We start from the raw sequence: 22923 nt of genomic DNA, 5'->3' as shown, positions 1-22923 counted from the left end.
AGCCGCCCCCTTCTTGCCGTCACGGGCGGGTGAAGACCAGCGCCACGTTGTGCCCGCCGAAGCCGAACGAGTTGTTCAGCGCGGCCGGGATCTCCAGCGGACGGGCCTTGTGGGCGGCCACGTCCAGGTCGAGCTTGTCGTCAGGGTCGTCCAGGTTGATGGTCGGCGGCACGACGCTGTCGCGGATCGACAGGATCGTCGCGATCGACTCGAGCGCGCCGGCCGCGCCCAGCAGGTGACCGGTCATCGACTTGGTGGCGGTGACCACCGGGTGGGTGCCGACCGCGGCCCGCAGCGCCGCGATCTCCGCGATGTCGCCGACCGGGGTGGACGTGGCGTGCGCGTTCACGTGCGCGATGTCCGCGCCGGTCAGGCCCGCGTCCCGCAGCGCCTTGGTGATCGCCCGGATCGCGCCCGCGCCCTCCGGGTGCGGCTGCACGATGTCGAAGCCGTCCGAGGTGATGCCCGCCCCGGCCACCCGCGCGTAGATCTTGGCACCGCGCGCGGCCGCGTGCTCGGCCCGCTCCAGCACCACGACGCCCGCGCCCTCGCCGAGCACGAAGCCGTCCCGGCCCTTGTCCCACGGGCGGGAGGCCCGCTCCGGGTCGTCGTTGCGCGTGGACATCGCGCGCATCGACGCGAAACCGGCGATCGGCAGCGGGTGGATCACGGCCTCGGTGCCGCCGGCCACGACCACGTCGGCCCGCCCGGCCCGGATCAGGTCCAGACCCAGCGCGATCGCCTCCGCACCGGTGGCGCAGGCGCTGGCCACGCAGTGGACGCCGGCCTGCGCGCCCAGCTCCAGGCCGACGAACGCGGCCGGGCCGTTCGGCATCAACATCGGGATGGTGTGCGGCGAGACCCGCCGGGCACCGCGCTCCTCCAGGATGTCGTCCTGGTCGAGCAGCGTGGTGGCTCCGCCGATGCCGGAGCCGATGCTCACGCCGAGCCGCTCCAGGTCGAGACCGGAGCCGGCCAGCCCCGAGTCGGCCCACGCCTGACGGGCCGCGATGACCGCTATCGCCTCGGAGCGGTCCATCTTGCGCAGCTTGGGCTTGTCGATGATCTCGGAGGGGTCGACGGCGAGCGACGCGGCGATCTGCACCGGAAGCTCCGCCGCCCAGTCCTGGGCCAGCCGACTGACCCCGGAGCGACCGTTCAGCATACCGTCCCAGGTGGACGCCACGTCCCCGCCGAGCGGGGACGTGGCGCCGAGCCCTGTGACGACGACGTCGACAGAGGTCACTTCTGGTTCGCCTCGATGTAGGAGACGGCGTCGCCCACGGTCTTGAGGTTCTGCATCTCGGTGTCCGGGATCTTCACGCCGAACTTGTCCTCGGCCGCCATGATCACCTCGACCATGGAGAGCGAGTCGACGTCCAGGTCGTCCGTGAAGGTCTTCTCCTCGGTCACGTCGGACTGCTCGACGCCGGCGAGCTCGTTCAGGATGTCGGCGAGGCCGGTGATGATCTCATCGCGGGAAGCCATGTGCGTGGTGATCCTTTCGGGTTGGGTCTTGCCACTCGTCCGGGGATTGGGTCGGACGAGAACTCAGGGGCAGCGGATGACCTGGCCGGCGTACGTCAGGCCGCCGCCGAAGCCGAACAGCAGCACCGGGGCGCCGGACGGCACCTCGCGCCGCTCGACCAGCTTCGACAGCGCCAGCGGGATGCTGGCCGCCGAGGTGTTGCCGGACTCGACCAGGTCCTTCGCGATGATCGCGTTGGGCAGGCCGAGCCGCTTCACGATGCCGTCGATGATCCGGGTGTTGGCCTGATGCGCGACGAACGCGGCGATCTCCTCCGGCGCGACACCGGCCTTCTCGCAGGCCTGCTTCGCCACCGGGGCGATCGCGGTGGTGGCCCAGCGGAACACCGCCTGGCCCTCCTGCTTGATGTACGGCCGCCAGCCCGCGATCGTCAGCACGTCGCCCTTCTCGGGCGCGGAGCCCCAGAGCACCGGGCCGATGCCGGCCGGCTCGCCGTCGTCCACGGCGCTGACCACGGCCGCGCCCGCGCCGTCGCCGAACAGCACGGCGGTGGTGCGGTCGGTCCAGTCGACCACGTCGGAGAGCTTCTCCGCGCCGATCACCAGCGCGTTGCGCGACGTACCGGCCTGGATCGCGTGGTCCGCGGTGGCCAGCGCGTAGGAGAAGCCGGAGCAGGCCGCGTTCAGGTCGAACGCGCCCGGCGCGGTGATGCCTAGGCGGGCCGCGACCCGGGCCGCCACGTTCGGGCAGCGGTCCTCGGCCGAGCAGGTCGCGACGATCACCAGGTCGATGTCGGCCGCGGTCAGCCCCGCGTTGGCCAGCGCCTTCTCCGCGGCGAACACGGACATGTCCGCGACCGACTCGCCGTCCGCGATCCGCCGCTCGGCGATGCCGACCCGGTCCCGGATCCACTCGTCGTTGGTGTCGATCGTGTGCGAGAGCTCCTCGTTCGTCACCACCCGGGCCGGCTGGTAGTGCCCGAGCGCAACGATGCGGCTGCCGGCCATGTCAGTTCCGTCCTTCGGTGTGTCGTGCGATCAGGTCGAGCGCCGCGGGCAGGTCGTCCGGCGTGTTCAGGGTGACGATCTCGGGCAGGCCGGGGCCCTTGAGCTCGCGCTTGATCAGGCCGGCGAGCGTGCCGGCCGGGGCCAGCTCGATCACCGCGGTGACGCCGCGGCCGGCGAGCGTGCGCATCACCAGGTCCCAGCGGACCGGCGCGGTGACCTGGCGGACCAGCCGGGACAGCATCTCTGCGCCGCCCGCGACTGCGGTGCCGTCCAGGTCGGACAGCATGATCCGGGCCGGGTCGGCGGTCGGCACGTCCGCCGCGACCACGCCCAGCGCGGCCTCGGCCGGTGCCATGAACGGCGTGTGGAACGCACCGGCCACGGCCAGCGGGATCACCCGGACGCCACCGGGCCGATCCGCCGCGAACTTCTCCAGCGGCTCCTTCGCACCGGCCGCGACGATCTGCCCGGCGCCGTTGCGGTTGGCGGCGTGCAGCCCGTACGACTCGATCGCGGCGACCACCTCGTCCGGGTCGCCGCCGAGCACCGCGGCCATGCCGGTCGGCTCCAGCGCACACGCGGCGGCCATCTCCCGGCCGCGCACACCGGCCAGCGTGACGGCCGACTCCGGCGTCAGCACCCCGGCGATCGCGGCCGCGGCGAGCTCACCGACGCTGTGCCCGGCGACCACGGTGCCGTCCCCCAGCGGCAGCCGCTCCGCCGCCAGCAGCGCGGCCGCGACCAGCAGCGGCTGGGTCCGTGCGGTGTCCTTGATCTCCTCGGCGTCCGCCTCGGTGCCGAGGTGCACCAGGTCGACGCCGGCCAGCTCGGACCACGCGCGGAGGCGTGCCTCGGCGTCGGGGAGCTGGAGCCACGGCGCGAGGAAGCCCGGCTTCTGTGAACCTTGCCCTGGGGAGAGAACGGCTAGCACGGTTGACACTCTGCGGGATGCCGCCGCCGTCTAGCGCTGCTGACAGGCACCAAACCACACTAACGGTTTTGTGGGATACCTACAAAGTCACGGCTGGCGGGGGGTGGCACGTGACGGAGGCAACACCGCGTTCGGCGGATCGAGCCGCCCGATCGTCAGCGCGATCCGCAGCGCGAACGCGTCCCGCGGATTCAGCGGGGAGAACGTGGTGACCTCCGCGATCCGCTTCAGCCGGTAGCGGACCGTGTTCGGGTGCACGAACAACCCGCGGGCCGCGCTCTCCAGCACGCCGCCGGCCGCGAAGAACGCGTCCAGCGTCTCCATCAGCTCGCCGCCGGCCCGGGTCAGCGCGCCGTAGACCGAGTCCCGCAGCGTACGTCGGGCTTCCGGGTCACCGGCCAGCGCGCGCTCCGGCAGCAGGTCGTCCGCCGCGACCGGGCGCGGCGCGGACGGCCACGCGGCCGCGCTGCGGTAACCGGTCAGCGCCGCGCGCGCCGACTCGGTCGCCGAGTCCAGGCTCGGCACCGCCGGGCCGACCACGACCGGGCCGTCGCCGAACCCGTCGAGCAGCTTCTGCACGGTCACCACCGGGTCCGGCGCGCCGCCGATGACCAGCACCAGCCGGTCGCCGTGCCCGCCGCCCACCAGCTCCACGCCGAGCCGGCGCGCGGCCCGGTAGAACCCGTGCAGGATCGCGGCCAGCTCACCGCCCGGGGACCGGCCCACCGCGACCGCCACCGGTGCCGCGTCCGCCCAGCCGAGCGCGGCCGCGCGGCTGGCCAGCACGTCCGAGGAGTCGCCGCGCAGCAGCGCGTCGACCAGCATCGCCTGCAGGCGCGCGTCCCAGGTGCCGCGCGACTCCGCAGCCCGTGCGTAGACGCGCGCGGCCGCGAACGCGATCTCGCGGGAGAACTTGAGCATCGCCTCCCGCAGCGCCACCTCCTCGCCCGGCGCGGCCAGCTCCGGCACCTGCTCCTCGGCCACGTCGATGGTCACCTTGACCAGCGCGACCGTGTGTTGCAGCGAGATCGCTCTGGCCAGCGCGCGCGGCGCGGTCGCGAAGACGTCGTCGGAGACCTCCTGGGTGTCGCTGGCGGTGCCGCCGCCGGACCGCAGCCACTCCACCAGCGAGCGCACACCGGCCTGTGCGACGAGCATCACCCAGGACCGCTGGTCGGCCGGCAGCTCCCGGAACCAGGGCAGCGTCTCGTCCATCCGGGCGATCGCGGCCGTGGCCAGGCCGCCGGCGCTTCGCTCGACCCGCCGTACCGTGGCGGCCAGCGCGTCGTTCGCCGGTGTGCCGGGCCGCGCGCCGCCCTGCGGTTCGCGGGACGTCGCGCCGCCTTCCGGTTCGCCGGACCTCGTATCGCTCGCCGCGTTCGCCACCGGCCAAGCCTGCCATGGGTGGTCCGGTGCGTGGCTCGGCGCGTGCGGGATGACCATGAATTACCTGATCAAGGCATGGACGTGAGTGATGTTCACCGCAGCGTGTGAAGTCCCCACGGCGCGTGAAACCGCTTACTCTCGACGGGTGCGCACGCGGGGGCCGCGCGACGATCGACCGCGCGCACCGCACGAAACGGGCTCAGCAAGGAGGAGCAACATGGCGGAGGAAGGTCCAGCGGACTTCCCCGAGCCGGACGACATCGGTTGCGGTGGCCGGGTGGTTCCCCGCCAGCACCGCTCCCACGCTTCTCCGGAGGAGAACACGGACCTGCCGCGGGCCGGCTCCGGCAGCCCCGGCGGCTGTCAGACCAGCCTCAACGGCTGGGCCGGCGCGCACCTGCACGGCGCGGTCCGGCCTCGCCGCCGCAAGATCGGCCGGGGCCGTCCGCCGCGGCGCTGGTGCTGATTTCACCGCATACCGGCGGAATTCGTTCTACGTTCGGTGGGGTGGACGAGAAGCAGCGGGTGATCCTGCGGCAGGCGATGGCGCTCGCGGACGAGGCCGGCCTGGACGCGGTCTCGATGCGTGCCGTCGGCCGGCGGGTCGGGCTCAGCTCGATGGCGCTCTACCCGTACGTGGGCAACAAGGAGGCGCTGCTCGACGGCCTGGTGCGGCAGCTGCTGGAGGAACTGCACGACGCCTCCGAGTCGGACGGCGACTGGCGGGACCGGCTGCGTGCGATCGCCCGCGCCGCCCGCGACCTGGCACATGCGCATCCCGGGGCGTATCCGCTGCTGGTGGCACGCCCGGCGGCCGGTGAGGCGGAGGACGCCGACCGGGTGCAGGAGCGCATCCGGGACGCGCTGCGCGACGCGGGCGTGGCCCGCGCGGAGGTCCTGCGGCTGCAACGGATGCTGTCGACGTTCGCGCTCGGCTACGGCGCCTCGGAGGTGACCGGCCGCTTCACGGCCGGTTCGGCGGAGGAACGGACCGCGGAGTTCGAGGCGGACCTGGAGGACCTGCTGGGGCTGATCGAACGGACCGCGGAGCGACGGCCCGGCTGACATCGCTGGCCAGGGGCGGCCTGGGCCCCGCCCCCGCTGTTGCGCACTAGTAGCGATCGGTCGGAATGCCGTCCTTGGCGACGGCGGCGATGAACGCGCTCCAAGCGGACGCCGACACGGCAAGTCGGTCGCCCAGAGGTTCCTCGGAGTCACGTACGTACGTGGTGGACGGCGTCGTCGCCACCTCCACGCATGTGCTGGTGCCGCACCTCTTGCGCCACCGCAGCTGCAGATCGGTCTGCATAGTGCTCCCTCCTGCTCCTGCCTCCACCATAGGCGTAAGAGCGCACAGTAGGGAACCGATGCCGGAGAGTAGGCATAGGTAGCGGTTGAAACGTAGACGTTAGGCCAAATTCATCCCCTTCGGTGCGTGGGTGCGGTTGCAGACTGCAACCGCACCCGGCTGGAGCTGTCTATCGAGATCCAAGTCGGTCGGCCTTGACGCCGGCGATGAACGAACCCCAGGCCACGGCGTCGAACGCCAGGATCGGGCTGTTCTTGTCCTTGGAGTCACGCATGAGACGGCTCTGGTCCGCGGTGGCGATCTCGATGCAGGCGGACGAGCCGCAGAAGCTGCTCTTCTGCCATTGAAGATCAAGGTGGGTGCGCACGGTTATCCCTTTTTCTGGCGGGTGCATGTGGCCTGTGTCGTGGTTGGAGCTGCACTCGCCTGTTGCTCATGTATCGGGCGTCGAGGCGGCATGGCTTTGCGCCGCCTTTTCAAGCATGTGGATCGAGGTCTTCTCGTCGTGTGCCAGGTTCCATAGATCCGTGAAAACCGTCAGATGTCGGCTGACGGTCGCTTGGTCGTCCGCAAGTTCGTCCAGCAGGCCACTCTCGCGGTAAAGCATCGCGTCATCCGTGGACTCCTCGGCCTCGGGGAGCTGCTCCGAAGCGTCGTGTATGGCGAAATTGTGGATCTCGAAAGTGCCCAGTGCGGGCAGCGCGATCTTCGCGGTGAACGGGATGACCCGGACGGTCACCCGCCCCTGGATCGCCAGTGAATGGAGGTCGAAGAGCTGCGTGGCCAGCATGGAGGCGTCGCCCATGGTGCGCAGCAGCACGGACTCGTCGAGGAGCAGCATCACCCGTGGCTTGTCGGTGCGCTCCAGGAACGCCTTGCGGCGGAGCAGGCGGGCCTCGATGCGGGTATCGACCCAGTCGGCCGGCAGCGTGTCACGATAGAGCCCTAGAAGGGTCTCCACGTAACCTGGCGTCTGCAGCGGCCCGGGAATGAACATGGGATGGAAATACCGGATCGTGCGCGCCTCGGTCTCGAACTGAATGAGCTGGCGTAGTGCGAGGGGGAGCTGCTCGCGGAATCGGCCCTCGTCCCACCAGGCGCGCTTCTTGGCGTCGCGGGCGGACTGGATGAGCCGGTTCACCTCGTCCCGATCGGTGACACCGAGATAGGACAGAAGCGAGCGAGTGTCGTTCACCGAGATGGTGACCTCGCCGCTCTCGATCCGCATGACCTTGGAGATCGACCATTCCATCTCATCGGCGACCTGCTGCTGTGTATAGCCGATGATCTCGCGCGCCCGGCGCAGTGCGAGCCTCAACCGGCGCCGGGCGACTGCCGGTGACTCGCCCGAGGGAGTGGCCATCGAGTACCAAGATCCTCTATGTAGGAAGGTTGCTCCGTGCAAGCCCCAATCTGCGAGGTCGCAGCTTGCGATCCATCATAAACCCCGCCCCGCTGTCTACCGACGCGAAGGCGTATGAGTGACGGCTGATTTTGGATGATCAAGGGTTGGGCGCGAGAATCCCCTGGTAGTAGGCGAAGGCGTCTTGAACATCACGAAGGCACCCGGTTGCCGCCAGGTGCCTTCGTTCGTTCGCTTTTGCCGGGCATCCGTGAGGCCGTGCGCTGAGCCCGCGGGACGCGCTGTTGAGTACCGATCTGCATGCCACTCCAACCGTGGATTCAGTTTTGCATGCTCAGGAGCCTTCTGCCAACCATCAATCTGCGACCTTGCACATCGCGGCCTGGCCCGCCGTCGACGCGAATCGCTCGTGCGTGACCGTCCGTGTTTGGAGGTGCGCGGGATGATGAAGGTCGATGGCCGGGATTGCCGTCCCGGCTGCAGACGACAGGGGTGGGTGCGCAGATGGTGCGACGACGGCCGAAGCCGGGCGGTTTGACGGGCGGCGGCGAGCGGGAGGAAGCCTCCAAAGTCCTCGGCACGATCCGTACGGGTGGGATTCTGGCCCTCTTGAGTCCGGTGCTCGTCGTCCTGGTCGGCTTCTCCCCAGTGCTGCTGCTACTGGTGGCCTGGGTTTTCTCGGCACAAGAATGGGAGCGGCTGAGCCTCGTCGGACAGACGTACGGTGCGGTGGCGGCACTCCTTACCGCCCTGACCCTGTTCGGAATCATTCTTTCGCTCCGGGTGCAGGCGCGCTCCGTGGCAGTCCAGGTGGAGCAGCACGCACGCGCGACGTACGCGGAGCTGGTCACGCTGGGCATCAACAACCCTGAGCTGATCAGCGCCGGGCCGTTCGTGTCGGGAATGACGCCGCGCATGCTCTATACCGGCCTCTGGCTCGGCCTCTTCCGTGGTCACTTCATGCTGGGCTACATGACGGCCGATGAGGTGCGGAGGGAGTGTCTGGGATTGTTCGAGGAGCCGGACGCCCGGCTGCGCTGGCAGATCGGACGCGAGTATTACGTTTCCTCGGCGACGGAGAGAAGAGGTCGTGAGTTCATCGCGATCGTGGATGCGGCCTGCGCGGCATCCGGCCCGCGCGAGTCCGGCGTGGTGCCGACGCCAGCGCGAATGGTCGACGGCGATGCCGCTTGATCGGGGCAGTCCTCATCCCGTACGCGGAGGCGGGTCCGTCGCGAGACGGAGGCGGGATTCCGCTGCGCGGGCGACGACCGGGGTGGAGCGCACCGGCCAGGATGGACGCATGTCGAAACCATGGCGTAACAGAGGACTGTGGGGCCGGACCGGTGCGGCGCTGATGGCGGCCGTGCTGGGCGGCACCGCGGCGCTGACCCACACGGGGGTGGCGTTCGCCGGGCCGAAGAACCCGCTCGCGGCCGAGATCCAGCCGTTCCTGGACGCGGTCACCGAATCCGGTGTGCCGGGCTCGTACGTGCAGGTCCGGCGGGACGGCAAGACGTTCGACGGCGCGTCCGGCGTGGCGTTCACGGACACCGGGGCACCGGCGCGGCCGGACTCGCGGCACCGGATCGGCAGCGTCACCAAGACGTTCGTCTCCACCACCGTGCTGCAGCTGGTGGGGGAGCGCCGGCTGTCGCTGGACACCAGCGTGGACGAGCTGCTGCCGCGCTTCGATCTGAACCCGGCGATCACGGTGCGCCAGCTACTCAACCACACCAGCGGCATCGGCAACTACACGTCCGCGCTGAACTCGCTGCAGGTGGTCGAGGAGTGGCAGACGCGCACGTTCACGCCGGACGAGCTGGTCCGGCTCGGGCAGTCGTTCCCGGACACCGGAGCGCCGGGCGAGCTGCTCTCCTACTCGAACACCAACTACATCCTGGCCGGGCTGATCATCGAGAAGGTGACCGGCAACGACGTGGAGAAGGAGATCAGCCGGCGGATCCTCCGGCCGCTGGGGCTGCGCGACACGTACTTCCCCGGGCGTGACCCGCACATCCGTGGGCCGCACGCGGGCGCGTACGTGGCCGTGCCGGACGAGCAGACCGGCGAGATCACGCTGCGGGACTTCAGCGTCTACAACATGACCTGGGGCTGGACGGCCGGCGAGATGATCTCCACGATGGATGACCTGAACGACTTCTACCGCGCGCTGGTCACCGGCAAGCTGCTCAGGCCGGCGCAGCAGAAGGCACTGCTGGAGACCGTGCCGTGGTTCCCGGAGCAGCCGGACGTGCTGCGTTACGGGCTCGGCATCTACGCGCTGCAGCTGCCCTGCGGCACGTTCTGGGGGCACGACGGCGGCGTGATCGGCCAGGTCACCCAGGTGCTCACCTCGGCGGACGGCCGAACCCAGTTCGCCTACGGGATGAACTTCGGTCTCAACTTCTACCCGGACCCGGCGATACAGGAGGCGTTCAGCAACCTGATCGTCGCCGGCCTGTGCGGGCCGCAGGCCGGCGCGAAGGCCGACCAGCTCCGGGCCGCGGGTGTCGCGGGGATCCCGCTCCTGCCGAGCGCGGTGCAGATCAAGAACTAGAACCATCGGGGGTACGGGTGAGCGCCTCGGCCGTCACGGCCGGGGCGCTCATCGCATGTCGGACACCGGCCTCGTCCCGCAAGCGGAGATCGTGCCGGCCGGCTCCGCCACGAGGTGGAGACGAGGTTCCGCTCCGGCGGTGACGACCGGGGCGAACGTACCGGCCAGGATTGACGTATGTCGAATCTATGGCGTCACAGGGGACCGTGGCCGGCCGTCGTGGCGGCGGTGCTGGCCGGGATCGCGGTGCTGGCCCCCGCGGGGGCCGCGACCGCCGCACCGAAGGTCCGGCCCGGCCCGCTCGCCGCCGAGATCCAGCCGTTCCTGGACACGGTGACCGGGTCCGGCGTTCCCGGCGCATACGTGCAGGTCCGGCGGGACGGGAGGACGTTCGACGGCGCCTCGGGCGTCGCGTTCGTGGCGAGCGGCACGCCGGCGCGGGCCGACTTCCGGCACCGGATCGGCAGCGTGACGAAGTCCTTCGTCTCCACCGCCGTGCTGCAGTTGGTGGGCGAGCGCCGGCTGTCACTGGACACCAGCGTGGACCGGCTGCTGCCGCGCTTCGAGCTGGACCCGAGGATCACGGTACGTCAGCTGCTGGCACACACCAGCGGGATCGGCAACCACACCTCGGCGCTGACCTACGAGACCGTGCCGGAGTGGCAGACCCGCACGTTCACGCCGGACGAGCTGGTCCGGCTCGGGCAGTCGTTCCCGGCCACCGGAGCGCCCGGCGAGCGGTTCTCCTACTCGAACACCAACTACATCCTGGCCGGGCTGATCATCGAGAAGGTGACCGGCAACGACGTGGCGAAGGAGATCAGCCGGCGGATCCTCGAGCCACTGGGGCTCCGCGACACGTACTTTCCCGGCAGCGACCCGCGGATCCGTGGGCCACACGCGGGAGCCTACCTGCCCTGGCCGGATCCCGGGACCGGTGAGGTGACACTGCGCGACTTCAGCGTCTACAACATGACCTGGATCTGGACCGCCGGCGACATGGTGTCCACGATGGACGACCTGAACACGTTCTACCGCGCGCTGTTCACAGGCCGGCTGCTCCGGCCGGTGCAGCAGCGGGCGCTGCTCGCCGGCGCGCTGCCGATGATCCCGGAGGCGCCGGACGCCGTTCGCTACGGCCTCGGTGTCTACGCCATGCAACTGCCCTGCGGCACGTTCTACGGCCACGACGGCGCCGTGATCGGCTACGTCACCCAGGTGCTCACCTCAGCGGACGGGCGCACCCAGGTGGCGGCCGGCGTCCCCTACGGTCTCAACTTCGGCGCCACGCCGGAGCAGGCCGCGGCGCTCAACGGCCTCGTCCACACGGCGGCGTGCGGGCCGCAGGCCGGCGCGAGTGCGGACCAGCGACGCGCATCCGCCGCGAGCGACCTGCCGCTGCTGCCGGCCGCGATGCGACTCGGCGTCAACTGACCGGATCATCCGGGGGTACGCCACGGCGTACCCCCGGAATGTCTCGATCGTGCCGCGAAGCGGCCGGGTGTGACGCCCAGGACCTTCGTGAAGTGCCGGTTCAGGTGCGACTGGTCATGGAAACCGGCCGCGGTCGCGACCTCGGCCGGCGGCACACCGGCCAGCAGCATGCCGCGGGCCGCGTCCACCCGGCGGCCGGTCAGATAGCGGTGCGGCGGCAGCCCGAACGCGCGGGTGAACGCGCGGACCAGGTGACTCGGGTGGGCGTGCAGCGCCGCGGCCGCGTCCCGCAGCGTCAGACCGGCCGCGGTGTCCCGGTCCAGCAGCGCGCGCAGGTCGCCGGCCAGGCCCCGCGGAGGCGGCGGCCCGGCCGGGACCAGCGGCAACAGGTGGGCGCGGAGCCGGTCGCGGATCAGCGCCAGCCGGCTCTCCGCCTCCAGCGCGTCACCGGGGCTCTCCAGCGCGGTGTGCAGCCGGTGCACGGCGTGCCGCAGCGGCGGATCGGTCAGGCCCGGCCGGTCCACGGCCGCGCCGATCAGATCCTCGCCGAGCACGTGCGGGTCGAGGTAGAGCACGCGCTTGCGGAAACCGTGCGTGGTGGCGGCGCGACCGTCGTGCGGCACGTGCGGCGGCAGCAGCGTGACCGTCCCGCCGACCGTGCCGTGGTGCGCCTGCTCCAGGTCGTACGTGATCGCGCCGTCGTCGACGATCAGCAGCGTCCAGGCATCGTGCGTGTGCGCCGGGTACGCGTGCGCGACGAACCGGGCGTGGAACACCTCCCGCACGCCCGCGACCGCCGGCCGCCAGGCCGTGACCAGCTCACGCATGGTGAGAAACGTACAAGACGCCGGGTGCGGGCCGGCGGGAGGCTGTTCGCCATGAGTACGGTCCGATTCGACACCAAGATTGCCGTCCTGCTCCGCGACGACCTGCTGACCTGGCAACGGCTGAACGTCACCGCGTTCCTGATCAGCGGGCTCGCCGGGACCCGCCCGCACCTGCTAGGCGAGCCCTACGCGGACGCGGACGGCACCGCGTACCTGCCGATGTTCGGCCAGCCGGTGCTGGTCTTCGCGGGCGACGCCGCGCTGCTCACCGCCGCGCACGGACGTGCGCTGTCCCGCGACGTACCGATGACGATCTTCACGGAGGAGCTGTTCCGCACCGGCCACGACGAGGCGAACCGGGCGGCGGTGGCCGCGGTCGAGCGCGATGACCTGAACCTGGTCGGGATCGGCCTGCACGCGCCGAAGAACGCGGTCGACCGGATCCTCAAGGGCGCGTCACTGCACCGGTAGCAGGTCGGCCGCGTCGCCCTGCGCCCAGCCGGACGGGATCACGGCCAGCGCGTCCGCGGTCGCGGCGGAAAGCAGGCTGGCCGGCCGGGAACCCGGTACCACGACGGCCCGCCCGCCGGTCACATGCACCGGGACCAGCCGGGTACCGCCGTCGAACGGGTGCGCGTTCCCGGTCACCGGCAAGCGCAGCGGCTCGCGCGGCGCCCGGCCCTGCAATGCGTCCAGCAGCGGGCGCAGCAGCGTCACGGCGCCGACCATCGCGGCGTACGGGTTGCCGGGGAGGCCGACGACCCACCGGCCGCCGGGCAGCTGCGCCAGCGCCTGCGGATGACCGGGCCGGCAGGCGACGCCGTCCACGTGCCAGCGCGCGCCGGCCCTGGTCAGCACGCGGTGCAGGTGATCCGCGCGGCCGACCGACGACGAGCCGGTCACCGCCATCACGTCCCAGTCCGTGCCGTCGATCGCGGCCGCCAGCAGCTCCGCCCGATCCGGCACGTGCGCGGCACCGGCCGGCGTCGCGCCGGAGTCCGCGAGCAGCGCGGTCAGCAGCGGCGTCAGCGCGTCCCGGACCTGGCCGGGCGCGGGCACACCGGCGTGGACGATCTCGTCGCCGGTCGCGGTCAGCCGCACCCGCGGACTCCGCCGGACCACCAGTTCGTCCAGACCGGCGTGCGCGGCCAGGCCGGTCAGCGTGGCCGTGACCCGGGCACCGGCCGGTGCGAGCAGCCGGCCGGGCCGCAGGTCCTCGCCCGCGTACCGGATGTGGGTGCGGGCCGGGCCGACGTCGGCCGGCCGGACCGTGTCGCCGTCGATCCGGCAACGCTCGACCGGGATGACCGCGTCCGCTCCGGGCGGCACCGGCGCGCCGGTGGCGATCTCCACGGCCTCGCCCGCGGCGAGCGCGCCGGTCGCGGGCCGGCCGGCCAGGATCCGGCCGACGACCCGCCACGGCGCCGGGCCGGAGATCGCGTAGCCGTCCATCGCCGAGGTGTCCGTGCCGGGCAGCAGCACGGCCGAGGTCGCCGGCTCTGCCAGCGTCCGGCCGTGTGCGCGCCCCAGCGGCACCCGCTCCGCGGCCAGCGGATGCGGCAGCGTGCCGGCCAGCCGGTACGCCCGGTCCCACGGCATGTCCGCCACCACCCGCGCCGCGGCGGCGGACGAGCTGGCGTGGGCGTCGGTTCCCGGTGACGTCGGCATGGCTTCGGATCCCATCGGTGATCTTTCGCCGAGTATTGCCCCGCAGCCCCGGATCCCCCAAACCAAGCCGTTCACTCCTCCTCGGTGAAGACCCGGTCGCGGCGGCGGCGGACGGTGGGGAGGACGAGGGCGACGATCCCGGTTCGCATCGTGGTCATGACGACTCCTCCCGTCGGGATTCATCGACGACCTTATTGAGATGTGACGTTGATCACTAGAGTGATCGTGGATCAGGCCCGGCTCGGCATCCGCCAGACCTGCCCGATCTTGCCGGTGCACGGCTGCACGGAGAGCGCACCGCCGTCCACGATGGTCAGACAGCGGTCGGTGTCCGGCAGCGCGAGCGTGCCGTTCGGCTGCGGCACGAAGCGCTGCGCACCGCCGTCATTGCAGTCCCAGAGCTGCACCGCGTAGCCGATGTCCGCACCGCCGTTCGCACCGATGTCGAGACAGCGGGTGACGGAGCCGACCGTGTGCCGCAGCCGGTCGCCCGCATCGAACGTCCAGCGCTGCGCCGTCGACCCGTCACACGCCGCCACTGACACCTGCACGCCGGGATTCGTGTCGGCCGGCATCTGAATGCAGCGGCCGTCCGCGCTGGTCGGCGTGGTGACCGCCGGTTTCGCGGTCCGGGACGGCGCACCCGTCGTCGGCCGCGGCTTCGGCGGCGAAGTGGCCGGTGCCGTCGTGGCTCCCGAAGCCGGTGACGGCGGCAGCGTCGGAACCGGCGGCGCCGTGTTCGGCAGCCCGAGGCTCCACATCGGCGACGCCGCGACCACGTTCCCCGCCGGGGCCACGACTTCCTCGTCACCCCCGCTCAGCACCGCCACCGCACCCCCGACCGCAACCAGCACCGCGACCACCGCGACCCCAACCAAGATCAAAATCTTTCCAGGGGTACGTGCGCCACCCGCTTCGCCGCCCGCACGAGGCAGCCGGGCCACCACCGTCCCCCCGGCACCGCCGCCACCCCCACCAGCCTGCGCCGGAGCCCCGGGCACCGACGCCCCGCTGAACGCGGCCCTTGTGTTGCCGGCATCGGCCGCATTGCCCGCGCCACGCCCTGCGCTGCCCGCGCCGCGTGCGGTACCTGCGCCGTGCGGGCTGCTGGCGTTGTCCGGGCTGCCTGCGCCGGCCGCGTTGCCCGCACCGCCGGCGTTACCTGCACCACCCGCGGCGCGTGCGCGGCTGGCGAGGTCCGCGTCACCGGCGTCGCCCGCGCTACTCGCGTTGGCCACGTTGCCCGCGCTGCTTGCGTTGCCCGCGCTGCTTGCGTTGCCCGCGCTGCTTGCGTTGCCCGGTGCGGCTGGGTCGTCGGCGGTGTTCGGCATTCCATTGCGGCGCAGGCTGCCCTGCCCGGCCGTATCGCCGCTGTTGACGGCGATACCAGGGCCAGCGGGGTGGCCCGGTGCGGCCGAGTTGCCCGCACCGGCCGTGCTGTCGCCGTGGCCTTGCCTGGCTGCGCTGCCACTGTTGCCCGGGTTGCTTGCGCTGTCCGGGTTGCTTGCGCCGTCCGGGTTGCTTGCGCTGCGCAGGATGCTTGCGCCGCCCGCGTTGTCAGGGCTTTTCGCGCTGGCTGTTCCTCCCGCGCCGGATGGCGTGCCCGCATTGGCGGCGGCCCCGCGCGGCACGGCGGGGTGGTGGACTTCCGCCGGGCCGGCCAAGTCACCCGTGTCGGTTGCCTTGCCCGGGCCGCTGCCGGAGCCGTCTCGGCTGTCCGCGTCGCCGCCACCGGCGGCACCGGCGGCGCCGGCCGTGTCGGCGGAGGAGCGCGTCCCCGGCTGGCTGCCCGTGCCCGCGACACCGCCGGTCCGATCAGTACCGCGAGCTGCGTCGGCACCGCGAGCTGCGCCGGCACCGCCGATCCCGGTGACCGGGGCGAACGTGGGCGGCGGCGGGGACGCGGAGGGCGCGGTGGGCGGTGGCTGCGGTGCCCAAGCATGTGGGTTCGCGCCGGTGGCCCGGCTGAACTCGGCCGCCCAGGCCGCCGCATCGCTGGCTCCGCCGGCGTTCCCCGCGGCCCCGGATACCCCGGCGCCGGGCGTCACGGCAGCCCCGAAGGACGCCGCCTCGGCGGGGCCGGAACCGGTGTCTCCGCGGGACCCGGCTCCGGAGCTGCCGGAAGAACCGGCAGCGCCCGCAGCCCCGAAGGTCCCCGCACCGGCGGCGCTGGGAGAGCCGGCGGCTCCGAGAGTTCCCGCACCGGCGGCACCGGGCCCGCCGGGAGCGAACGTCGGGCCGGCCGGCGCGGCTGACGGCGTACCCGGGGATCGGGGTGGTGGGTTCGTGGGTGACGGGGTGCCGCCACTGCCGAGCCAGTCGCGGCAGCGGTCGATGATGGCGTCCGGGGTGGGGCGGCCGGCCGGGTCGCGGGTGACGCACGCGCGGATCAGCGTGGCCAGGCCGGTGTCGACGCCGTCCAGGTCGATGTCGCCCTGGATGACGCGGAGTGCGACGCGTTCGACCGCGCCGCCGCCGAACGGGCGGCGGCCGGTTGCGGCGAGCGCGGTGGTGGCGCCGAGCGCGAACACGTCCGCGGCCGGGGTCAGCTCGTCGTCGTCCATCAGTTCCGGCGCGGTGTAGCCGAGCGTGCCCATGAACGTGCCGCTGAGCGTCAGGCCGGCGTCGTCCGCTCCGCGGGCCACGCCGAAGTCGATGAGCTGCGGGCCGGTCGCGGACAGGATGACGTTCTGCGGTTTGAGGTCGCGGTGGCAGATGCCGTGTGCGTGGATCTCGGCCAGGCCCTCGGCGAGCGCGGCCATCATCCGGATCGCGGCGGCCGCGGGCATCGGGCCGTCCGCCGCGACCGCGGCCGCGAGCGTGGGGCCGGGGATGTACTCGGTGGCCATCCAGTACGGCGCGGTGGTCAGCTCGGAGTCGATCAGCGCGGCCGTGTAGGCACTGCGGACGGTGCGGAGCGTCGCGGCCTCGCGGCGGAACCGGGTCAGCGCCTCCGGCTGCGCGAGGTAGCCGGGGCTGATCACCTTGACCGCGGCGGGGCGGCCGCCGGGCGTACGCCCGAGATAGACCACGCCCATGCCGCCGGCGCCGAGACGGGCTTCGAGCTCGTAGCGACCTATCCGGGCCGGGTCTCCCGGCAGGAGCGGTTTCATGAGTCCCCCTGCGAACACGAATGCGTCCCACATGGTCGCAGAGGCGAATGCGGCCCGGCGTCCGGGATCGTCAATCGAGCCGGCTCAGGTACCGCTCGGCGGACGCGGTCAGTGCCGCCTTCGCGCCGGAGCGCACCACGCGACCCCACCATCCACCGTAGATCGTGTCGAACTCGAACGGCTCTACCAGCGACAACGCGCGCGTGATGACGGACGGGCGCTCCGGGATGAGGTTCGGGTAGGAGTACATGAAGCTCACCCATCGCCGGTCCATCACGACCGTGAAGATGTCGCCGGTGCACAGCGCGGACCCGGCGGCCCAGTGCAGCACGGTGCCGCCGGGGAAGTGGACGCCGCAGTTGATCAGGGTGCGGCCGGGCAGGATCTCCAGCGTCTCGCCGTCCCAGAGGCGTACGTTGCCGTGCCGCTTGACCCACTGCCGGTCGGCCGCGTGCACGTACACCGGGATGTCGCCGAATGCGCGGCTCCACTCGATCATCGCGCCGTAGAAGTGCGGGTGAGAGATCGCGATCGAGGCCAGCCCGCCGTGCTCGTGCACGGCCGCGACCGTGCGATCGTCCAGGTAGGGCACGCAGTCGAAGAGCACGTTGCCGCCCTCGCCGGGGACGATCAGCGCGCGCTGCCCGATGGCCACGGCCGGTTCGACGCCGACGCCCCACAGCCCGGGCGGCTCGGGACGCACCACGCCGTGGTGCCCGGCGGCGGAGAGCCCGGCCAGCGTGGTCCACCGCTGCCCGTCCCAGCCCGTGTATTGCCGCTCGTCCGCGCAGATGGCGCAGGTCCGCGCGTCGAAGCTCGCGGCACCGTACTGCACCCCGCAGGTGCGGCAGATCGGCAGCTCCGTCACCAGTAAAACCCTAGTCTTCTAGAGACTCCGGTGCATGACGTGCAGCCCGACGTACCCCTCGGTGGGGTGCTTGAAGGCTTCCGGCACGGTCGCCAGGATCTCGAAGCCGAGCGAGAGCCACAGCTTGACGGCCGGCGCGTTGGTGGAGACGACCGCGTTGAACTGCATGGCGCGGTACCCGTCCGCGGCCGCGTCCGCGAGAGCCCGCTCGCCGAGCGCCCGGCCGATGCCGCGCCCGCCGTGCTCCGGCGCGACCGCGAAGCCGGCGTTGGCCACGTGCGCGCCGTGGCCGGGCTGGTTCGGCATGGTGTAGGCGGTGCCGACGATCGTGCCGTCCGGGTCGACCGCGACGATGGTGCGGCCGGTCATCCACTTGCCGCGAGCCCATTCCTCGGTGGTGTCCGGGCCCCAGGTGAAGTGCTCGCCGGTCGAGATGACCCAGCGCAGGATCGGCCAGATGCCCGGCCAGTCCGCGTCGGTCGCCGTCCTGATCTCCATGCGGACCAGCCTATCGGCGGGCCACGACCGCGGTAGCCCCAAGATCATCGTCCGGGACGATCTCCGGGTGCAGTCCGGCGCCGGCGAGGATCGCGGCCGCGGCCGGTGCCTGCCGCTCGCCGGTCTCGGTCAGCAGCAGGCCGCCCGGCGCCAGCCAGTCCCCGGCCCCGGCCGCGACCCGGCGCAGCAGGTCCAGGCCGTCCGGGCCGCCGTCCAGCGCGAACCGGGGCTCGTGCTCGCGTGCCTCCGGCGGCATCAGCGCGACCTCGTCCGTCGGCACGTACGGCACGTTCGCCAGCAGGATCGTCACGGTGCCGCGCAGCTCCGCGGGGAGTGGCGCGAACAGGTCGCCGGTGAACACGCGGCCGCCGAGCGGTTCCACGTTGTGCCGGGCGCAGGCCACCGCGACCGGGTCGAGGTCCGCCGCGACCAGCCGCGCGCCGGGTAACGCGGCCACGGTGGCGGCCCCGAGCGCGCCGCAACCGCAGCACAGGTCCAGGACGACCGGCGTTTCTTCCCTGCCGGCCGCCACCGCGGTACGGACCAGCAGTTCACTGCGCTGCCGCGGGACGAAGACGCCCGGCGCCACCGCCCACCGCCGCCCGGCGAACTCCACCGCGCCCACCACGTGCTCCAGCGGCTCACCGGCGACCCGGCGGGTGGTCATCGCGGCCAGCTGGGCCGGTGTGCCCGCGGCCTCGCGCAGCACCCGGGCCTCGTCCTCCGCGAACACGCAACCAGCCGCGCGCAGCGTTTCCACCAGGTCGTTCACGGGCCCGAAGGGTAGCCGAAACTGTCAGCAAACGCCCAGCGTCCGGGCCTGTCCGGCGGGCGATCCTCGCCGCATCCTCTAAGGATGGGGACCTCTGCGCCCGCCGTGATCGCGGCGGACCACCTGACCAAGCAGTTCGCCGACGGGCGCGGCGTGCACGACCTGTGCCTGACCGTGCCGGCCGGCGAGGTGTTCGGGCTGCTCGGCCCGTCCGGCGCGGGGAAGAGCACCACGCTGCGGCTGCTGCTCGACCTGGTCCGGCCCACGGCCGGCCAAGTGACCGTGCTGGGCGCGGCGCCGGGCTCGGCCGGCATGCGGGCGCGGGTCGGCTACCTGCCGGCGGACGTGCTGTTCGAGGGCCGGGAGAGCGTGTCGTCGCTGCTGCGCGGGCTGGACCGGGCGCGCGGCGGGCGGAACGCGGCGCGCTGGCGTACCCTCGCGGATCGTCTGGGTCTGGACACCGGGCGCCGGGTGCGCTCGCTCTCGCCCGCGAACCGGCGCCGGCTCGGCCTGGTCGCCGCGTTCATGCACGACCCGGAGCTGCTGCTGCTCGACGAGCCGGCGGCCGGGCTCGATCCGGCGGGCCGCCACGAACTGGTGACGCTGATCCGCGACGCGCGCGAGCGGGGCCGCACGGTCGTGCTCTGCGCCCGGCAGGCGACCGAGGCCTGGCAGGTCGCGGACCGGGTCGGCGTGCTGCACGAGGGCCGGCTGGTCGGTCTGGAGCGGGTGGCGCGGGCCGCGCACCGTCCGGCGCGGCGCGTGCAGGTGCACTTCGCCGAGCCGGTGCCAGGTGCGGACTTCTTCGGCCTGCCCGGGGTCACCGACCTCGGCCTGGACGGCCGGGTGCTGTGGTGCGCGGTGGACGGCCCGCTGGACCCGCTGATCAAGGCGGCCGCGCGGCACACGGTCACCGACATGATCATCACTGAGCCGACGCCGAGCGAGGCGCTGATCGACCGGTACTACGCGCCCCCGTTCGGGGCCCGGCCGTGAGTCTCTTCCTGCGCACGCTGGCCGAGTTCCGCCCTCGAGTGGTCGGCTGGGCCGTGGTGGCCAGCGTGTTCGCGGTCGGCTACGTGGTCATCTACGAGAGCCTGACCACCGACATCACCATCTCGATCTCCACCGAAGGCGCGCTGCAGCTGGTCGAGATGATCGAGACCGTGCCGCTCGCCGGCTACCTGGAGACCACGGTGTACGGCCTGATGCCGCCGCTGCTGGTGGCGCTCTGCGCGATCGGCCTGGGCGCGCGGGCGGTCGCCGGTATCGAGGAGACCGGCGAGCTGGAGCTGCTGCTCGCCGGACCGATCGGCCGGCGCCGCCTGCTGCTGACCCGGTACGCCGGCTTCGCCGTCTCGGTCGCGCTGACCGGTCTGATCATCTGGGCCGTGGTGCAGTGGTTCGTCGTCGTCGGCCGCTTCGGCATCCCGGCCGCGAACGTGGCCGCCGGTTGCGCCGGCCTGATCCTGGTCGGCCTGCTCTTCGGCTCGATGTCGTTCGCGGCCGGCGCGTTCACCGGCGACCGCACGGTCTCACTCGCACTGGCCGGCGGCGCCGCCACGGTCGCGTACGGCCTGCGCGCCCTGGCCGACACGATCGAGGAGACCCGCGCGATGCGCTGGCTGTCCCCGTTCCACTACCACCTGAGCGACCACTGGGCGCCGCACCAGCTCTGGCCCGGCGGCTACGAACTGCTGCTGGCGCTGCTCACCACGGGCTTGCTCGCGCTGGCGGTCTACGGCTTCGACCACCGCGACATCGGCACCGGCACGCCGTAGCGCCACGTCGTCGAGGCTTGTCTCCGCTTTCCGGCGGGGTGCCGGAAAGCGCATCTCCCGCAACGTGCCGCTAGCGGGCGAACACGGTGGCCGACAGGCGGCGGAGGTCGACGGGCAGCCGGGTCAGTGCGCGGCCGGACGGTGTCCGGTGATCGGCCAGGATTCCGCGCAGCAGGCCGTCCTCGGTCACCGGTGTGCCGTATCCGCGCAGGTTCAGTGCCACCTCCACGGCCTTGCGGGCCGCCTCGGTCAGGACCAGGGAGATGCCCGGCCCGCTGAGACGCAGCCGCAGCGGCAGCAGGACCGGCCGGTGCAGTCGCCACCGCGCCGGGTCGTCGATCCGGGCCGGCAGCCGGCTGCGGATCTCGTCCAGGTCGATACCGAGGGTGGCGAGCAGTTCCCGGTCCCGTCCGGTCGCGGCGCCGGGACATGCGCCGCGGACCGCGTCGGCCGGGACGCCGAGCCGTGCCGTGACGTGCGCGGAGGTGGAGAGCGCGACCAGCAGCGTCTCGTCGTCGAGCCGGGCACGGCCGGCCTCGCGAGCCAGCAGCCCGGCCCGGACGATCGCCTGCCGGGCGCCGTCGTCGAACCGGATCAGCGTCCCGGCCGGGGCGATCGCCCGCCGGGCGCCGGTGCGGAACCGGGCGAGTGGCCCGGCCCGGCCGGTGAGCCGTCGCGCGTCGCGCCCGGACGAGCCCGGCGGCCAGGCGCGGTGCGGATCGTCGTCGGAGCGGTCAGGCGTGGTCATGAGGGCCCCCTCGAGGCGTGTTTGCGGTGTGCGGTCTGCCGGCGGACGCCGAGTGCGGCCGCGATCGCCTCCCAGGACCAGCCGGCGGCGCGGGCGGACGCGACGTGCGCGGTCTCGACCTCGTCGAGCAACCGGCGCAGCGCCGCGACCGCGGCCAGCCCGGTCTCCGGATCGGCCGCGCCGGCCGCGGCGGCCAGCGCGGTGAGGCTCTCTCGGCTCATGTCTGTCAGCATATGCTGACACGGCGAGGATTGGCCACCACCACGTTCCGGGTATGGGATCCGCATGGCGAAACGGAGTGACGTGGCGGTGATCGCGCACGAGCGCAAGGTGCTCGGCGGCGGGCTGGACGAGCTGCGCAAGCTGCTCACCGATGAGATCCACGACGAGCTGATCTGGTATCAGGTGCCGAAGAGCAAGAAGGCGCCGAAGAAGATCCGCAAGGCGCTCGACCAGGGCGCGAAGCGAATCTTCGTCTGGGGTGGCGACGGCATGGTGCAGCGCGCGGTGGACACGCTGGCCGGTACGGGCGCCACACTGTCCATCCTCCCGGCCGGCACCGCGAACCTGTTCGCCACGAACCTGGGCATACCGGAGGACCTGGCCGAGGCGGTCCGGATCGGGCTGCACGGCACCGAGCGAAAGCTGGACCTCGGCCGGATCAACGGCGAGCACTTCGCGGTGATGGCCGGCGCCGGCTTCGACGGGCACCTGATCAGCGAGGCGGACCGCGGCGCCAAGGACCAGATGGGCAAGCTCGCCTACGTCTGGACCGGGCTGCGGCACATCCAGGACGATCCGGCGCCCACGAAGATCACAGTGGACGGCAACACCTGGTTCGAGGGCGAGGCCAGCTGCGTGCTGTTCGGCAACGTCAGCACGATCACCGGCGGGATCAAGGCGTTCGACGACGCGAAGCCGGACGACGGCTGGCTCGAGGTCGGCGTCGCCACCTCGCAGAACGCGATCGAGTGGGCGCGCACGCTGGGCCGGATGGCGCTCGGCCGCTCGGACCGCTCACCGTTCGTGCAGATCACCCGCGCGAAGCGGATCGAGGTGAAGTTCGCCGAGCCCACGCTCTACGAGCTGGACGGCGGCGACCGGTCCACGGTACGCAAGCTCAAGGCCAAGGTCGTCCCGGGCGCGATCACGGTACGGGTGCCGTAGGC

25 protein-coding genes are annotated in these 22923 nt (G+C 72.3%); 9 read left to right on the top strand and 16 right to left on the bottom strand.

Annotation, left to right across the window (positions count from 1 at the left end; genetic code table 11):
* Positions 1 to 19 precede the first annotated feature (19 nt).
* The 5 genes from fabF to J2S42_RS13760 all read right to left on the bottom strand — a co-directional run bounded on the left by fabF (position 20) and on the right by J2S42_RS13760 (position 4708).
* A complete protein-coding gene (gene fabF, locus J2S42_RS13780) occupies positions 20 to 1246 on the bottom strand; it encodes a beta-ketoacyl-ACP synthase II (RefSeq protein ID WP_307239203.1) in 1227 nt (408 codons plus the stop codon).
* Positions 1243 to 1488, bottom strand: a complete 246-nt coding sequence (locus J2S42_RS13775; protein ID WP_307239201.1) for an acyl carrier protein — start codon at positions 1486 to 1488, stop codon at positions 1243 to 1245. Before J2S42_RS13775 ends, fabF begins: the two co-directional genes overlap by 4 nt.
* Positions 1489 to 1551: 63 nt before the next feature.
* Positions 1552 to 2496 (bottom strand): beta-ketoacyl-ACP synthase III, encoded by a 945-nt coding sequence (locus J2S42_RS13770; protein WP_307239199.1) that lies wholly within the window; start codon positions 2494 to 2496, stop codon positions 1552 to 1554.
* Between the two features lies 1 nt (position 2497).
* Positions 2498 to 3427, bottom strand: coding sequence for an ACP S-malonyltransferase (locus J2S42_RS13765; RefSeq protein ID WP_307239197.1), 930 nt, complete (start codon positions 3425 to 3427; stop codon positions 2498 to 2500).
* A gap of 87 nt (positions 3428 to 3514) precedes the next feature.
* On the bottom strand, positions 3515 to 4708 hold the full coding sequence (locus J2S42_RS13760; RefSeq protein WP_370879393.1) for a PucR family transcriptional regulator: 1194 nt from the start codon (positions 4706 to 4708) through the stop codon (positions 3515 to 3517).
* 322 nt (positions 4709 to 5030) lie between these two features.
* Between J2S42_RS13760 and J2S42_RS13755 the strand changes: the two genes are divergently transcribed.
* Together J2S42_RS13755 and J2S42_RS13750 are read left to right on the top strand one after the other, a co-directional pair.
* The gene (locus tag J2S42_RS13755) at positions 5031 to 5279 is read left to right on the top strand and encodes a hypothetical protein (protein ID WP_307249322.1); all 249 of its coding nucleotides are present in this window, start codon (positions 5031 to 5033) and stop codon (positions 5277 to 5279) included.
* Between the two features lie 41 nt (positions 5280 to 5320).
* Positions 5321 to 5878 carry a TetR/AcrR family transcriptional regulator gene (locus tag J2S42_RS13750; RefSeq protein WP_307239194.1) on the top strand — a complete coding sequence of 186 codons (558 nt, stop codon included), beginning with the start codon at positions 5321 to 5323 and terminating at the stop codon, positions 5876 to 5878.
* Between the two features lie 46 nt (positions 5879 to 5924).
* Here the strand turns inward: J2S42_RS13750 and J2S42_RS13745 are convergent, their stop codons facing one another.
* The 3 genes from J2S42_RS13745 to J2S42_RS13735 form a co-directional block, all read right to left on the bottom strand.
* Entirely contained in the window at positions 5925 to 6122 is a 198-nt protein-coding gene (locus tag J2S42_RS13745; protein WP_307239192.1) for a DUF397 domain-containing protein, read from the bottom strand.
* A 169-nt stretch (positions 6123 to 6291) separates the two neighbouring features.
* Positions 6292 to 6489 carry a DUF397 domain-containing protein gene (locus J2S42_RS13740; RefSeq protein ID WP_307239190.1) on the bottom strand — a complete coding sequence of 66 codons (198 nt, stop codon included), beginning with the start codon at positions 6487 to 6489 and terminating at the stop codon, positions 6292 to 6294.
* A 66-nt stretch (positions 6490 to 6555) separates the two neighbouring features.
* Positions 6556 to 7485, bottom strand: a complete 930-nt coding sequence (locus tag J2S42_RS13735; protein ID WP_307239188.1) for a helix-turn-helix domain-containing protein — start codon at positions 7483 to 7485, stop codon at positions 6556 to 6558.
* 504 nt (positions 7486 to 7989) lie between these two features.
* Between J2S42_RS13735 and J2S42_RS13730 the strand changes: the two genes are divergently transcribed.
* The 3 genes from J2S42_RS13730 to J2S42_RS13720 all read left to right on the top strand — a co-directional run bounded on the left by J2S42_RS13730 (position 7990) and on the right by J2S42_RS13720 (position 11479).
* Positions 7990 to 8679 carry a DUF6082 family protein gene (locus J2S42_RS13730; RefSeq protein WP_307239186.1) on the top strand — a complete coding sequence of 230 codons (690 nt, stop codon included), beginning with the start codon at positions 7990 to 7992 and terminating at the stop codon, positions 8677 to 8679.
* Between the two features lie 109 nt (positions 8680 to 8788).
* Complete coding sequence (locus tag J2S42_RS13725) at positions 8789 to 10045, top strand: serine hydrolase domain-containing protein (RefSeq protein WP_307239184.1); 1257 nt, start codon at positions 8789 to 8791, stop codon at positions 10043 to 10045.
* A gap of 177 nt (positions 10046 to 10222) precedes the next feature.
* Complete coding sequence (locus tag J2S42_RS13720) at positions 10223 to 11479, top strand: serine hydrolase domain-containing protein (protein WP_307239182.1); 1257 nt, start codon at positions 10223 to 10225, stop codon at positions 11477 to 11479.
* Between the two features lie 5 nt (positions 11480 to 11484).
* Here J2S42_RS13720 and J2S42_RS13715 read toward each other — a convergent pair whose 3' ends face one another.
* The gene (locus J2S42_RS13715; protein WP_307239180.1) at positions 11485 to 12306 is read right to left on the bottom strand and encodes a helix-turn-helix transcriptional regulator; all 822 of its coding nucleotides are present in this window, start codon (positions 12304 to 12306) and stop codon (positions 11485 to 11487) included.
* A gap of 51 nt (positions 12307 to 12357) precedes the next feature.
* Here J2S42_RS13715 and J2S42_RS13710 point away from each other — a divergent pair, with 51 nt between their 5' ends.
* Positions 12358 to 12777, top strand: coding sequence for a DUF2000 domain-containing protein (locus J2S42_RS13710; RefSeq protein WP_307239178.1), 420 nt, complete (start codon positions 12358 to 12360; stop codon positions 12775 to 12777).
* Here the strand turns inward: J2S42_RS13710 and J2S42_RS13705 are convergent.
* The 5 genes from J2S42_RS13705 to J2S42_RS13685 all read right to left on the bottom strand — a co-directional run bounded on the left by J2S42_RS13705 (position 12763) and on the right by J2S42_RS13685 (position 19225).
* Positions 12763 to 13989, bottom strand: a complete 1227-nt coding sequence (locus J2S42_RS13705) for a molybdopterin molybdotransferase MoeA (protein ID WP_307239176.1) — start codon at positions 13987 to 13989, stop codon at positions 12763 to 12765. The genes J2S42_RS13710 and J2S42_RS13705 overlap by 15 nt on opposite strands.
* A gap of 215 nt (positions 13990 to 14204) precedes the next feature.
* Complete coding sequence (locus J2S42_RS13700; RefSeq protein ID WP_307239174.1) at positions 14205 to 17087, bottom strand: protein kinase domain-containing protein; 2883 nt, start codon at positions 17085 to 17087, stop codon at positions 14205 to 14207.
* Positions 17088 to 17157: 70 nt separating this feature from the next.
* Positions 17158 to 17955, bottom strand: a complete 798-nt coding sequence (locus tag J2S42_RS13695; RefSeq protein ID WP_307239172.1) for an MBL fold metallo-hydrolase — start codon at positions 17953 to 17955, stop codon at positions 17158 to 17160.
* A gap of 18 nt (positions 17956 to 17973) precedes the next feature.
* A complete protein-coding gene (locus J2S42_RS13690; protein WP_307239170.1) occupies positions 17974 to 18453 on the bottom strand; it encodes a GNAT family N-acetyltransferase in 480 nt (159 codons plus the stop codon).
* Positions 18454 to 18463: 10 nt separating this feature from the next.
* Positions 18464 to 19225, bottom strand: a complete 762-nt coding sequence (locus tag J2S42_RS13685; protein WP_307239168.1) for a putative protein N(5)-glutamine methyltransferase — start codon at positions 19223 to 19225, stop codon at positions 18464 to 18466.
* Positions 19226 to 19309: 84 nt separating this feature from the next.
* Between J2S42_RS13685 and J2S42_RS13680 the strand changes: the two genes are divergently transcribed.
* Together J2S42_RS13680 and J2S42_RS13675 are read left to right on the top strand one after the other, a co-directional pair.
* The gene (locus J2S42_RS13680) at positions 19310 to 20221 is read left to right on the top strand and encodes an ABC transporter ATP-binding protein (RefSeq protein ID WP_307239166.1); all 912 of its coding nucleotides are present in this window, start codon (positions 19310 to 19312) and stop codon (positions 20219 to 20221) included.
* Positions 20218 to 21006 carry an ABC transporter permease subunit gene (locus J2S42_RS13675; protein ID WP_307239164.1) on the top strand — a complete coding sequence of 263 codons (789 nt, stop codon included), beginning with the start codon at positions 20218 to 20220 and terminating at the stop codon, positions 21004 to 21006. Before J2S42_RS13680 ends, J2S42_RS13675 begins: the two co-directional genes overlap by 4 nt.
* Before the next feature lie 70 nt (positions 21007 to 21076).
* Here the strand turns inward: J2S42_RS13675 and J2S42_RS13670 are convergent, their stop codons facing one another.
* Both J2S42_RS13670 and J2S42_RS13665 read right to left on the bottom strand, forming a co-directional pair.
* The gene (locus J2S42_RS13670) at positions 21077 to 21754 is read right to left on the bottom strand and encodes a hypothetical protein (RefSeq protein WP_307239162.1); all 678 of its coding nucleotides are present in this window, start codon (positions 21752 to 21754) and stop codon (positions 21077 to 21079) included.
* On the bottom strand, positions 21751 to 21975 hold the full coding sequence (locus tag J2S42_RS13665; protein ID WP_307239160.1) for a hypothetical protein: 225 nt from the start codon (positions 21973 to 21975) through the stop codon (positions 21751 to 21753). The genes J2S42_RS13670 and J2S42_RS13665 overlap by 4 nt, the downstream gene beginning before the upstream one ends.
* Positions 21976 to 22039: 64 nt before the next feature.
* Between J2S42_RS13665 and J2S42_RS13660 the strand changes: the two genes are divergently transcribed.
* Complete coding sequence (locus tag J2S42_RS13660) at positions 22040 to 22921, top strand: diacylglycerol/lipid kinase family protein (protein ID WP_307239158.1); 882 nt, start codon at positions 22040 to 22042, stop codon at positions 22919 to 22921.
* The last annotated feature ends 2 nt before the right edge of the window (positions 22922 to 22923 follow it).

It is taken from the genome of Catenuloplanes indicus, from assembly GCF_030813715.1.
GTDB lineage: Bacteria > Actinomycetota > Actinomycetes > Mycobacteriales > Micromonosporaceae > Catenuloplanes > Catenuloplanes indicus.
This window is presented reverse-complemented; position numbering and strand designations above follow the sequence as displayed.